Below are 12640 nucleotides of genomic sequence, written 5' to 3' on the forward strand. Positions count from 1 at the left end.
CAGGCCCGTTTCCAGGCGAGGTCCGTACACGGTGGATTATTCTTCCCGCAGCAGATGTGCTACCGCATCGACAACATCCTGTACGGTGCGCACCGCTTTAAACTCTTCCGGTTTGATTTTCTTACCGGTCTTTTTCTGAAGATGCACAATCATGTCGACAGCATCAATGCTGTCTAGCTCCAGATCTTCGTACAGACGAGATTCGGGAGTAATATCCTGCGGATCGATTTCAAAAAGTTTGATAAGAAGAGCGGAAACTTCCTGATAAATTTCGTTTTTCTCGGTCATAGCGTATCCGTTTTTATGCGCGTTGGGCCTGAATAAAAGATGCCAGCGTGGCGACAGAGTAGAAATGCTGGCGCATCTCTTCGCTTTCCGCTGAAAGCACCACCGCGTATTGATTTTTGATCGCCAGACCAAGTTCGAGCGCATCGATAGAATCCAGCCCCAACCCATCCCCGAAGAGCGCGCTCTCGGTTTCGATGTCGTCGGCGCTGAGTTCATCCAGATTTAAGGTGCTGATAATAAGATTTTTAATTTCAAGATAGAGCTGTTGCATCATCCGTTCCTAAAAAGGTGCAAAACCTGATGTTAATTGATGCAGAAGATGCCGGTTGAGCTGTCTTGCCGCCAGTGCCGGTTCTTGCGATTCCGCATCATAAAATTGTTTTATCGCCACGCGCTCCCGCACCTTAACGGTAAAAAGAGGTTTGCATGGCGGGACGTCATACCATCGGCTGTGTTTGTCCAGCAGATGTTCACTACAGTGGATAACCACGATGCGTAAATCACAACCGCAGCGCACGGCAATATTCGCCGCGCCGCGTTGCAGTGTCATTTTTTCGCCGGGACGCGTACGCGTTCCTTCCGGGAAAATTAAAATGGTTTCGCCGTGCCGAAGGCGCTCTTCACAGGCGGAGAGCAGCGTATCCGCCTGGCTGTTGATCAAATAGTCTGCCGCTCTAATCACCCCGCTAACGAAGGGATTATTGAGCAGTGCGCCTTTGACCAGACAGTCTGTTTCGGGCATCACAGAGGCCAGCAGAACGTAATCTATCAAGGTGGGATGATTGGCAATGACCAGGCAACCGCGCTCGCCGCGCAGCGCGTCAATCCCTTCTATTCGGTAATCCAGCGCGCCAGTCAACTTTGCGGTGTTTAAAAACAGGCGAAAGCTGGCAGCAATGCTGCGGCGCGCCAACATGCGTCGCTTTGCTTTGTTACGTACCACGAGGATCAGCAGGTTAAACCACACCAGTGACAGCAACAAACCACCAATGCCGAACAGTGCAAAACACAACCCGGTCATGAGTAAACGCCATAGCCAGTTAATGCGGCTCATGCACGGCTCCAGCGCCAGTTGAGACGCTCGCCGGCAATGCTGAATTCAGACTCATTAAGCAGATAATGCTGCAAAAACTGCATACTTTGCGGCAAATGGGGTTCACCGTTACATATCGCGGATTCGCTGACGCACTGTAGGGTATCGCCCGCTTCGATAACGAGCGCAACCGCATAGGCCCAGGTGGGCATATCCGGATGCAACCCCGGGTGATAAAACGCCGGAAGAGTGCCGTCGAAATCCACCATCAATACGCGTTTATAGCCCGCCTGTAAGAAACAGATCGCTTCACACAGCCCCTGCTGGAATGTGTCAAGCCCGGCTGAAACAGAGGAGGATGCAATCGGCTGTTGCATGGCGATAGTGAGGTTACCCACCGCGGAGTTATGCACCGACATAGCAAAATCGGTAGGGGAGATATCCTGGTCTGCCGCCAGCGCCTGAAGAATGCGATAGTTGCGTTCCAGTTCACCATGACGGCTGCTAAACACAACGGCATCCACCGTATGCTGGCGCATCAGCGTTATGCCACATTCAACAGCCAGTCGGCTGCCTGAACTGAGGCGACGCGCGGTCATCATCGGCAGCGCGGCGAGTTTCGCCTGCGCAAGCGCAGGATCAATAGCACCACTACCCAGCGACCATTGCTGCCACTGTGTCGTTTCGCTCAGACCTGGCGCTCTGGCCAACCAATCCGTAATGTTTAGTGCAAATTTCATCAACGCGTATCCGCGAAAAACGGTTTTTCCAATGATGCCGGTAAGGCATCATGGCGGCACAGTCGCCGCCCTGTCTTATTTTTTATGACATATCAATAAGGTATGTCCCACCCCGAGATTATCGAGGCGTTTTTCAATGCTGAAACCGGCCATTTCCAGGTAGCGTAGAAAGTTCTCCGCGCTATAGAAACGGCTGTTACCGTTCGCCATGCAGGTAAAATAGAGTGACGTTGCATTCAAGCTAAAGGCGGCAGCATCAAATTTTTGTGCGTCCCAGAAAAGCTCCATAACACAGAGTCTGGCACCCGGTTTCATGACCCCGGCTATTTTACTTAAGATGCCAACAATTTGTTCTGGTGAAAAGCAATCCAGGAATTGACTCATCCACCAAATATCCGCTTCACCAGGCAGCGGTGCTTCGCTAAGCATATCGACCGGATGGAAGTGAATCCGTGATGAGAAGCCTGCGGCATCGACATTTTTCTGCGCCAGTGCAATTTGTTCAGGCAAATCTAATAGGGTTACCGCGACATTTGCATCATATTTGCAACAAGTCATCGCCCATTTTCCGGTATTGCCGCCGACATCGTACAGGCTTACAGGCTGGCTTGCGAATATATGTGGCAGAGCCGCCGTAAATGCCGCATCGGAATAATAGTGATCAAAAGCGAACCAACTATCCCGTGCCGGGTTAGGCAATTGTGATAAAGCTGGATAAATCGTTGGCCAGTCACCAAATACGCGCAACCCCGCGGGTTTGCCTTCTTTTAAGGCATCCTCCAGGAAATACAGTCCCTGGTAACAAACATCCTGCGAGAAATCCATATTGACTCGCGTCATCGGATCGTGCAGAAGGAAATGCCCTATCTTCGCGATATAAAAACGCTCTTCACTGCGGGTGACAATCCGTCCACTCAGCGCCATATCAAGCAATACACTGGCGGCGTAGGCATCAGCTTCGCAACCTTCGACAATCTCATCGAGCGTTGCGCCCTGCTTGCCTTGCTTATCCAGAAATTCCAGCAACCCGAATTTACGCAGACAAACCGCGGTCTGAAATAACATGGGGGCAAAAGCAATACGCTGCGCTTCAGCTATCGCTTCCAGCGCGCTGAAGGGATCTTGTTCATACATGGTGTGCACAACCTTAATTAAGAGCACATTGATTATCGGACCGTTCCCGGTCCGACTTTAGGCTGGATGACAATTAAAGCGCAGCACCTGATGATAAATTCAGCTGAATATCTTTGTCGAGGTTGTTAACCCAGCGGTTGTAATTCTTATGAATCTTCCCGTCTGAGGCTTTCAGATTCATGCTGTTTTCATAGTTAATTGAATAGCTGTTTGCAGAGTAGTTAATACGAATTTCTGCAGTATGGTCGCGGCTTTGCATGCGACCTTTGATAACGCCCGGACCTGCATCTGTCATGATCCACTGGCGTTGTTGGCCGGCTTTCAGAATGGCAGCACGTACCTGCGCCTGAGAATGGCCCGCACTGACCGGGGTGTTAATATTATGAATACTGGCAGTACGCGCGCAACCCGTTAGCGCACCTACGACAGCAATGGCAGTCAGTAACTGAACAATCTTTTTCATGAGAACTCCGTATCAAATAAATATAAGATTGGTGACACATTTAATAACGCAAACTTAGGCGAAATAATGATGCTGTTCTGAAAATAAATGGTACCACCTTGATTTTTATGCTGGAATCATAAGTATTTACAGAACGAGAATGAATGCGCGGACGATAAAATACCATTATGCTTTGCGCAACGGTAGCTTTTATTAGGAAACTGATAACCAAATTGATGCGTGGATAAGATAACCGCCAAGCTCCTTGATTAATAATTGGCTATTTAACCGCGTTATATATTTGTTATGTTTATTATCTCATCTTAAGGTAAATTTCCGCGATTTATCTCATTCGGGATTTAAAAATAAAAACGCCCATAATCTTATGGGCGTTTTTATTTTCTTAATATTAGCAGTTGTGATTACGGATATAAAACTACCCTGGTTGGTAGGTACTTTACCCAGGAAGACGACTTTTCGGTCTGCCTGGCCCCAGTAAAATTGCCAGTTTGCTGCCGCCGGTGGTGGTTTCCATCCAGATTTTACACACGCTGGTTAACGGCACTGACAACAACATTCCCACAGGGCCAAGCAGCCATCCCCAAATCAACAACGATAAAAACACCACCAGCGTCGACATCCCCAGGCGGTGGCCCATCATGCGGGGTTCCAGGATGTTGCCAAGTAACATGTGCACCACAAGGAACAGCCCGCCCACCAGCAAACATTCGTAAGTGCCGTTAAACAGCAGCGCCTGGATCATGGGCGGGATAGCGGAGATCACCGAGCCGATATTGGGTACGTAATTGAGCAGGAACGCCAGCACCCCCCACATCAGCGCAAATTGCACATCCAGAAACACCAGCCCGACCCAGACAATCAGGCCTGTCCACACGCTCAGCAGAGTTTTCAGCGCCAGGTAGTGGGAAACGCCTTTCAGCGCGCGGTGCAGTCCGGCGATATGAATTTGCGGGTTATGCAGTGCAAAGCGCAGCTTATAAGGTACATGGCGCACTTCAAACAGCATAAACACCACGGTCATCACCAGCAGGACAATGCTGGCCATCGCGTTCGAGAGCTGGGTCGCCATGGTGGTGGCAAAGCCCATTAGCCGCTCGGAGTCCATCCGTTGCAACATACGTTCTGGCGACATGTGCAAACGAAGAAACGGCATCGCATCCTGCAACTGCATAAATTTCCTGGTGAATTCGCGGTTGTACTTCGGCAGCAGCGTCATAAAGTCGTTGACCGACGCGGCAAGCACGCCGAAAAGCGCAGTGAGAAAAACCAGCATCACAAGCACCACAATACCGATCGCCACCGGGCGCGAAATGCCGCGCCGGAGAAACCAGGTAACCAGCGGATTGAGAACAATCGCGAAAAACAGCGCCAGAAGAAGCTGCACAATAATGTCGGCCGCAGCATGAATGCCGGCCAAAATGATCACCAGCGAAGCCAGCTTTAACAGAATATGTAAACCCGCCCGATCGGGTTGAGGATGTGTCATGGTTAATTCCTTTTGTTATCGGCCCGTTAAGTGTAGTGCCCCGCCACACCTTCGCTCGCGAGAGATATTCTTAAAGTGAATGCTGCTTTCTGTTTCATCACGTGGTAATAGTGAAACACTGTTGTGAAAAGCTGAGTAAAACTCCATGCCTGAAAACGCCGCCGAACCGGCGCTAAGCGGATTGCGCCTCAATCTGCGGATTTTGTCCGTCGTTATGTTTAACTTCGCCAGTTATCTCACTATTGGCCTGCCGCTCGCGGTGCTCCCCGGCTATGTCCATGATGTGATGGGTTATAGCGCGTTTTGGGCCGGTCTGGTGATTAGCCTGCAATACTTCGCAACGCTGCTGAGCCGACCGCATGCCGGGCGCTATGCTGATTTGCTGGGGCCGAAAAAAGTGGTGATCTTCGGTTTGTGCGGCGCGTTTCTCAGCGGGTTGAGCTATTTGCTGGCGGGCGTTGGCGGCAGTGTTGGCGTGTTAGGCTTGATATTGCTTTGTCTGGGGCGCGTCATTTTAGGTATCGGCCAGAGTTTCGCCGGAACCGGCGCGACACTCTGGGGTGTGGGTGTCGTCGGGTCGATACATATCGGGCGGGTGATTTCGTGGAACGGTATTGCCACCTATGGCGCGATGGCAATCGGCGCGCCGCTCGGTGTGATTTGTTATCAGTACGGCGGGTTGCATGGACTCTCGCTTACGATTATGGGTGTGGCGCTGCTGGCGATAATACTGGCGCTGCCGCGTGCGGCGGTGAAAGCCAGCAAAGGCAAGCCGTTGCCGTTTCGCGCCGTGCTGGGACGCGTCTGGTTGTACGGGATGGCGCTGGCGCTGGGTACTACCGGTTTTGGCGTCATCGCTACCTTTATTACCCTCTATTATGATGCGAAAGGCTGGGAGGATGCGGCGTTCGCTCTCACCCTTTTTAGCTGCGCCTTTGTTGGTGCGCGCTTGCTGTTCCCGAATGGGATTAATCGCTTCGGCGGTTTAAATGTGGCGATGCTCTGTTTTGTGGTCGAAACCCTTGGGCTGGTGCTGGTTGGCCTGGCCGTGGAGCCGTGGATGGCGAAGCTCGGCGTGTTCCTTGCCGGAGCCGGTTTCTCGCTGGTTTTCCCGGCGCTGGGCGTCGTGGCAGTCAAAGCGGTGCCGCAGCATAACCAGGGTTCTGCGCTGGCGACATACACGGTGTTTATGGATTTATCGCTGGGGGTAACCGGGCCGTTGGCTGGGTTGCTGATGGCGTGGGCGGGAGTCTCGGCTATCTATTTCGCCGCCGCAGGGCTAGTGGTAATAGCCTTACTGCTGGCCTGGCGGCTGAAGTACCAGCCGGTGGTGGTAGCTGAGTAGAAAAAAGGGAACCTTCAGGTTCCCTTTTTATGTTCTGTCGGGCTTATTTCACCGCGATGGTGTTAATAATGTTTTCCGCTGTGGTTTGCGCCTGCTGTTGGTTATCCGCCGGCAGCGTTACCTGGATGGTCAGCAGTTTGTCGTCAACTTTACCCAGCACCACAGAAGACCATGCCGTCTGGCCTTTGGCGGAGATGATGCTGTCGAGCTGTTGCAGTTTCTGGCCTTTCAGTTCGATGGATTTGTTGGTGACCACCTGCAACTGCGGGTCGCGGCTGCGCTGTTGTTCTTCAAGACGTTTTGCCAGCGCGCTTAACTCTTCTGTCGTGTTGTCGCCGACAATCACAATCACCGCTTTCTGACCGGTGGCATCGGAATATACGTGCATATTATTGGACTGGGTGCCCAGTTTGCCGCTCTGATCGGTCATATCCGCAGGCAGCGAGAAGCTGAGTTTGCCGTCGAGCAGGGTTACCGGTTGACCGTTGGCGTTGCTTTCGGCGGCAGCACCCTGAACAGGTTTTTTGCTGTCGCTGTTATCACAAGCCGCCAGCCCAACAACCAGCAGGCCGATACCGACATATTTCACCAGATTGCGCATTGACTTCTTCCTTTCAATAAACAGCCATAACGGCTCATCGGCGCATCTTATCACATCTGATAAGCCGTACCTTTAACTCGCCTGCAACGCGCTAATTTCAGATTTGTCTGCCAGTCTTTTCAGCAACATATTCAACAACACACCGTACATCGGCAGGAAGAACGCGATGCTGATAAGCACTTTGAAGCTGTAATCCACCAGTGCGATTTCCGTCCAGTGCTGCGCCATAAAGGCATCCGGGCTGCGCCAGAAAGCGATAAAGAAAAAGGCGATGGTGTCGCTGGCGTTACCAAACACGGTGGATGCGGCAGGTGCGAGCCACCAGCGGCGGTTCTGGCGCAGGCGATTAAAAACATGCACATCGAGAATTTGTCCCAGCGCGTAAGCCATAAAGCTGGCGGTGGCGATACGGGCGACAAACAAATTGAAATGCGCCAGCGCGCCGAAACCCTGCCAACTGCCCATGTAGAACAGCGAGGAAATAACGTAAGAAGCAAGCAGCGCGGGCACCATCACCGCGAAGATGATTCGCCGGGCTAACGGCGCGCCGAAAATACGCACGGTTAAATCCGTTGCCAGGAAGATAAACGGGAAGCTAAATGCGCCCCAGGTGGTATGGAAACCAAAGATAGAAACCGGCAGCTGCACCAGATAGTTACTGGAGATAATCACCAACAGGTGAAAAAGCGAAAGCCAGACCAGCGCCTTCATGCGCTGTGCGTTTGAAAAGTGCGTCATATTGTGACCTTTTTGGTAAATGGGGTGAGGGAACCCAGTACTTTTTATGCGCTGACAAGCAGAGCCGCCGCATGATACTGCAATCGGAGTGGGATGCAATGGTTAATTTTAGCGCAATCGTTAACCTCGCTTGCGTCACAAAAAAGGCGGCGTAAACTAATGCGGTTTTTTCCCTTGCGAGATGAAGATGACCGATCCGTTTTCCACCGCCGACCACACGCTGGATGCTCAGGGCTTACGCTGCCCGGAACCGGTGATGATGGTGCGCAAAACCGTGCGCAATATGCAAATCGGCGAAACGTTGCTGATTATCGCCGACGATCCGGCAACCACCCGCGATATTCCCGGCTTTTGTCGTTTTATGGAACACGAGCTGGTCGCCGGGCAAACCGAGTCTTTGCCGTACCGCTATGTAGTGCGTAAAAACCATTAATCTTTAGTGCGCAACAGGCGCAGCGCGTTGGCGGTTACCAGCACCGTTGCGCCCGTATCGGCGAGTACTGCCAGCCACAGCCCGGTTATTCCCAACAGCGTTGTCACCAGAAAAATCGCTTTCAGGCCGAGTGCCATAGCGATGTTCTGGCGAATATTGCTGTGCGTGGCGCGCGCCAGGTGAATCATCTGCCCCAGACCAATCAGCCGGTTATGCGTGAGCGCGGCGTCGGCGGTTTCCAGCGCGACATCCGTCCCGCTCCCCATCGCAATACCGAGGGTCGCGGCTTTCATTGCAGGCGCATCGTTAATGCCGTCGCCGACCATCGCCAGCGGCGCTTGCTGGTTGAGCGCACGTACCGCATCGACTTTATCTTCCGGCAGCAAGCCGGCGCGAAAATCCAGCCCCAGTTGACCGGCAATCGCCGCTGCAGCGCGTGGGTTGTCGCCGGTGAGGATCACGCCCTGAACGCCGAGCGCATGCAGGGCGGCAACGGCTTCTTTGGCGTCGTCGCGCAGCGTGTCTTGCAAGCCGATCGTACCGATAACCTCGCCGTTACGTTGCACCACCACCACGGTTTGCCCACGGCTCTCCTGCTGCGCAATCTGCGCCAGTACGGTGTCGTGAAGCGCGCCTTGCGGCAGTTTGTCCGGCGCGCTGATAAGCACCTGCTGCCCGTTAATTGTCGCCTCGATGCCTTTACCCGCCAGCACGCGCTGCCCTGTTGCTTCAGGAATCTCCAGCGCACGTCGCTGCGCTTCCTGCACAATGGCCAGCGCCAGCGGGTGAGTGGAGCCCTGTTCGATAGCGGCGCTGATCGCCAGCAATTCTGCTTCTTCTGTACCGGCTAATGGCGTGATGGAGGCGACTTGCGGTTTGCCGACGGTCAGCGTGCCGGTTTTATCAAACGCCACCTGACGAATGCTGCCAAGTTGCTCTAATGCCGCGCCGCCTTTAATCAACGCGCCGCGACGTGCCGCCGCCGCAAGGCCCGAGGTGATCGCCGCCGGCGTGGAGATCACCAGCGCGCACGGGCAGCCAATAAGCAACAACGCCAGCCCTTTGTAGATCCACGCAAGCCAGGGCTGCGCAAATAAAAGCGGTGGAACGATGGCGACCAGCAGCGCCACGGCCATGATAGCCGGGGTGTAAATGCGGCTGAAACGGTCGATAAAACGCTCAATCGGCGCGCGGCGCTCTTCTGCTTCTTCAATCAGTTTCAGAATGCGGTCAATCGCGCTTTCGCCCGGTTTAGAAACCACTTCAAGCTGCACCAGACGGTCGACGCTGGTGGCACCTGCCGGAACGCTTTCACCTTCTGCGCGCTCAACCGGCACGGACTCGCCCGTTAATGCGCTTTCGTCAAAGCTGGCAAAGGGCGAGATCAGCCGACCATCCGCAGGCAAACGCCCGCCCGCCGGGACTTCAATCACATCGCCCGGTTGCAGATCGCTTGCCGCGACACGCTGGCGCTCACCGTTGCGCAGGCGTGTGGCGGTATCCGGTTTTAACGCCATTAACGCGCTGACACCGCGTCGCGCACGACTGGCGGCCCAGCCTTCAAGCCGCTCGCCAATTAAAAACAGCAGCAGCACCATCGCCGCTTCTGCCGTCGCACCAATAAACAGCGCGCCGATGGCCGCCACGCTCATTAACGTTTCGATGGCGAACCAACTGCCGCTTTTCATTAAGCGCAGCGCCTGGCGGGCAATCGGCCACAGCCCGACCAGCGTGGTGGCGATAAACGCCATCTGACCGAATGGATGATTGACCTGTTCCAGCCCCCAACTGAGCGCCATCATCGCGATCAAGAGGAGAAGCGGCAGGTTTTCGCGCAACCGTGACGTTTCTGGCGCTGGTGCGTTTTCGCTGCGCAGTTGATACCCGGCCTGTTGCACGGCGCGCTCTACGCGCTCACGCACATCATCTTGCGCAACGACGATAAGTTTTTCGGTGGCAAAGGCGACCTGAACCTGGCCGACGCCTTCGACCTGGCGCACCGCGTTTTCCACCTTGCGGGCGCAGGCGGCGCAATCCATACCGTCAACCTGCCAGCTATAGCGTTCGCCATCGGTGGAAATTTCGGGTGTTTCGCGCGCTTCGCAGTGGCTATCAGCGCAGCAGGATGTCGCCTTTTCTTCGATTGGGCGCAGTTTAACCGCCGCGAATTGCGGGGCTTTTTTCAACTCAGGCGATGAGGTGGGAGTTGGCATGGCATCCTCCGGTGAATGATAATTTTCTCATTAACCGGAGTATGCACTCTGGAGTCGACTCCAGAGTCAAGCCTTTTAAATATACAGCGAGCGGACAATCAAAAAGTGCCCGGCAAAATAGCAGGCGGAGGCGATGGCGTTATCGGCGCTAAAGCGTTTGCGGTAGTGGCTGCCTAACCAGACCACGTTGCCGAGCAGCAGCAGCGATGCGCCAACGAAAGCCGACAGTGCCGGGCTGGTCGGGCGGAAAAACCACAGTTCACCTGCCAGCCACACCATCACCAGCGTCATGGCGATAAAGGTACATACCGCCATGCGCAACTCTTCGAGGCGCGACCAGATCACGGCCACCAACAGCGCGCCGATAATCAGCAACGCCACCGGTAGCGGCCAGAAAAACGAAAGCGTCATCTGGCTGGCGAAATAGATGGTATAGAGCAAATGCGCGAGGAAAAACGCGCCGATGGCATAGAGCAGTTTTTGCCGCGGCAATAGCGTGAGCGCATCACCGACTAGCGAGGCACACAGACCCGCCAGCACAAGGTAGCTAATGGCATCGAACATGGGCGCTTGCCAGGCCAGTAACAGCAGCAGTAAGAGCGTAACGGGTTTAAAAAACCAGCGCTGCCAGACCGGGCCACGGTACGAAGCGTCGACATATAGCCAGGCGGAAAGGCAGACAGCAATAAATGACCACAGCATAATTAAGTCCCTGTATCTGTTATTGTTGCGTAAATCTCTCTTACTCAGTGTAGTGGCGGGAAAAGGAGGATGACAACGCTATTTCCGCCGCGATAAGCTCAATTCCGCTTTTTCCGACAGGTATTCGCCATGAGTAAACCACCGCTTTTTTTCATTATCGCTATTGGATTGATTGTGGTTTTTGCTTCTTTCCGCTTTGTACAGCAGCGGCGCGAAAAAGCCGAAAACGATAGTGCGCCGCAGCAGCAAAAAAGTGTGATGGTGAGCAACAAACGGGAAAAACCGCTTAATCCGCGCCGTTCTCGCCAGCAACAGGTTACGCCAGCGGGAACCGCCATGCGTTATGAAGTGAGTTTTAAACCGCAAACCGGCGGGCTGGAGATGCGTTTCCGTCTGGATGAGCAGCAATATAATGCGCTGACGGTAGGCGACAGAGGCGTGCTGCGTTATCAGGGCTCGCGTTTTTTGGACTTTACGCCGGAAGTGGCCCGGTAAGCATGACGCCACCGGGCAGTGGGGTTATTTCTTCTCTTTTAATTTCTTCTGCCAGATGAGCAGCTCAAATACGCCGAAGAGAAAAACACGGATCTGCTCCGCTTTGCTCATCTGCGGGCCGTCTTTCGGCAGTGCCGTTTTCAGCATGGTGGCTTGCAGCGCATGCATAAAAACGGTGAAGACAAGCGCGACGTTAACGAAAATATTCAGCGGACGCGGAAAGGGCTTAATCAGGTTCAGGATCAGAAACGCCCAGATGCAGAGCATCAACAGACGCCCGAGGTTAATCAACAGCGGCATGCTTCTCTCCTTGTGCTTCGCGGTGATACAAACGATATGCTACCTGCCCGGCGACTTTTTCCCGATGCAGTTGCCAGTGAGTGGGTACGGGCGGTAATCCATTTTCAACTTCGCTTTCGATATAGACCAGCGCGTCATCGGCGAGCCAGCCGTTGTTTTCCAGCAGGCGTACGGTATCTTCCAGCATCCCTTTACGAAACGGTGGATCGATAAACGCAATATTGTGCGGCGTGCCGGGATTGGCTAAAAACGTCAGCGTGTTGGTGTTGACCACTTTCGCGTTGGCGGCTTTTAACGTGGCCAGGTTTTGCTGCAACTGCTGGGCGACGCTGCGCTCCATTTCCAGCAAGGTTGCGCTGGCGGCATAGCGCGAGAGCGCTTCCAGCCCCAGCGCACCGCTGCCGGCGAAGCAATCGAGACAGTGGGCGTCTACCATTGACGGTGCCAGCCAGTTGAATAAAGTTTCACGCACGCGATCGGTGGTCGGGCGCAGGCCGGGGCTATCCGGAACCGGTAATTTACGGCCCCGCCACTGGCCGCCAATAATGCGGATCTGGCCGGTGGCGGCACGGGTAGGTTTCTTCATGGTTATCGCTTTGCTCATCATTTCGACCTGCTATTCTAGCGGTCTGTCGAATGACGTTAAACCCTAATCCTCAAGCCGTGATG

15 protein-coding genes and 1 pseudogene are annotated in these 12640 nt (G+C 53.9%); 3 read left to right on the forward strand and 13 right to left on the reverse strand.

The window, feature by feature from the left end:
- Positions 1 to 36: 36 nt before the first annotated feature.
- The 7 genes and pseudogenes from JKP81_RS08075 to JKP81_RS08105 form a co-directional block, all read right to left on the reverse strand.
- A complete protein-coding gene (locus tag JKP81_RS08075; RefSeq protein ID WP_200551324.1) occupies positions 37 to 288 on the reverse strand; it encodes an acyl carrier protein in 252 nt (83 codons plus the stop codon).
- 13 nt (positions 289 to 301) lie between these two features.
- Positions 302 to 559: a phosphopantetheine-binding protein gene (locus JKP81_RS08080; protein WP_131413160.1), complete on the reverse strand. Its 258-nt coding sequence runs from the start codon at positions 557 to 559 to the stop codon at positions 302 to 304.
- A pseudogene (locus JKP81_RS08085) lies at positions 540 to 1360 on the reverse strand (lysophospholipid acyltransferase family protein). The gene JKP81_RS08080 and the pseudogene JKP81_RS08085 overlap by 20 nt, the downstream one beginning before the upstream one ends.
- A complete protein-coding gene (locus JKP81_RS08090; protein WP_200551325.1) occupies positions 1339 to 2061 on the reverse strand; it encodes a beta-ketoacyl synthase chain length factor in 723 nt (240 codons plus the stop codon). Before JKP81_RS08090 ends, JKP81_RS08085 begins: the two are co-directional and overlap by 22 nt.
- A gap of 75 nt (positions 2062 to 2136) precedes the next feature.
- The gene (locus JKP81_RS08095; RefSeq protein ID WP_200551326.1) at positions 2137 to 3195 is read right to left on the reverse strand and encodes a methyltransferase; all 1059 of its coding nucleotides are present in this window, start codon (positions 3193 to 3195) and stop codon (positions 2137 to 2139) included.
- Between the two features lie 73 nt (positions 3196 to 3268).
- A complete protein-coding gene (locus JKP81_RS08100; RefSeq protein WP_200551327.1) occupies positions 3269 to 3658 on the reverse strand; it encodes a hypothetical protein in 390 nt (129 codons plus the stop codon).
- A gap of 436 nt (positions 3659 to 4094) precedes the next feature.
- Positions 4095 to 5144: an AI-2E family transporter gene (locus tag JKP81_RS08105; protein WP_200551328.1), complete on the reverse strand. Its 1050-nt coding sequence runs from the start codon at positions 5142 to 5144 to the stop codon at positions 4095 to 4097.
- 145 nt (positions 5145 to 5289) lie between these two features.
- On the opposite strand from JKP81_RS08105, the gene JKP81_RS08110 reads away from it, so the two are divergent.
- Complete coding sequence (locus JKP81_RS08110; protein WP_200551329.1) at positions 5290 to 6489, forward strand: MFS transporter; 1200 nt, start codon at positions 5290 to 5292, stop codon at positions 6487 to 6489.
- Positions 6490 to 6532: 43 nt separating this feature from the next.
- Here JKP81_RS08110 and JKP81_RS08115 read toward each other — a convergent pair whose 3' ends face one another.
- Both JKP81_RS08115 and JKP81_RS08120 read right to left on the reverse strand, forming a co-directional pair.
- The gene (locus tag JKP81_RS08115; RefSeq protein ID WP_200551330.1) at positions 6533 to 7090 is read right to left on the reverse strand and encodes a DcrB family lipoprotein; all 558 of its coding nucleotides are present in this window, start codon (positions 7088 to 7090) and stop codon (positions 6533 to 6535) included.
- Positions 7091 to 7162: 72 nt separating this feature from the next.
- A complete protein-coding gene (locus tag JKP81_RS08120; RefSeq protein ID WP_017459585.1) occupies positions 7163 to 7828 on the reverse strand; it encodes a 7-cyano-7-deazaguanine/7-aminomethyl-7-deazaguanine transporter in 666 nt (221 codons plus the stop codon).
- A gap of 187 nt (positions 7829 to 8015) precedes the next feature.
- Here JKP81_RS08120 and tusA point away from each other — a divergent pair, with 187 nt between their 5' ends.
- Positions 8016 to 8261, forward strand: a complete 246-nt coding sequence (tusA, locus tag JKP81_RS08125; RefSeq protein ID WP_025263810.1) for a sulfurtransferase TusA — start codon at positions 8016 to 8018, stop codon at positions 8259 to 8261.
- Here tusA and zntA read toward each other — a convergent pair.
- Positions 8258 to 10474, reverse strand: a complete 2217-nt coding sequence (gene zntA, locus JKP81_RS08130) for a Zn(II)/Cd(II)/Pb(II) translocating P-type ATPase ZntA (RefSeq protein WP_200551331.1) — start codon at positions 10472 to 10474, stop codon at positions 8258 to 8260. The genes tusA and zntA overlap by 4 nt on opposite strands.
- Before the next feature lie 75 nt (positions 10475 to 10549).
- Complete coding sequence (locus JKP81_RS08135) at positions 10550 to 11176, reverse strand: lysoplasmalogenase (RefSeq protein WP_200551332.1); 627 nt, start codon at positions 11174 to 11176, stop codon at positions 10550 to 10552.
- A gap of 129 nt (positions 11177 to 11305) precedes the next feature.
- Between JKP81_RS08135 and JKP81_RS08140 the strand changes: the two genes are divergently transcribed.
- A complete protein-coding gene (locus JKP81_RS08140; RefSeq protein ID WP_200551333.1) occupies positions 11306 to 11671 on the forward strand; it encodes a DUF2500 domain-containing protein in 366 nt (121 codons plus the stop codon).
- Positions 11672 to 11695: 24 nt separating this feature from the next.
- Here JKP81_RS08140 and JKP81_RS08145 read toward each other — a convergent pair whose 3' ends face one another.
- Together JKP81_RS08145 and rsmD are read right to left on the reverse strand one after the other, a co-directional pair.
- Positions 11696 to 11965 carry a DUF1145 family protein gene (locus JKP81_RS08145; RefSeq protein ID WP_025263811.1) on the reverse strand — a complete coding sequence of 90 codons (270 nt, stop codon included), beginning with the start codon at positions 11963 to 11965 and terminating at the stop codon, positions 11696 to 11698.
- Positions 11955 to 12557, reverse strand: a complete 603-nt coding sequence (gene rsmD / locus JKP81_RS08150) for a 16S rRNA (guanine(966)-N(2))-methyltransferase (RefSeq protein ID WP_200551334.1) — start codon at positions 12555 to 12557, stop codon at positions 11955 to 11957. Before rsmD ends, JKP81_RS08145 begins: the two co-directional genes overlap by 11 nt.
- Positions 12558 to 12640 lie beyond the last annotated feature (83 nt).

The organism is Kosakonia sp. LAM2021 (genome assembly GCF_016620385.1).
GTDB classification, from domain to species: domain Bacteria; phylum Pseudomonadota; class Gammaproteobacteria; order Enterobacterales; family Enterobacteriaceae; genus Kosakonia; species Kosakonia sacchari.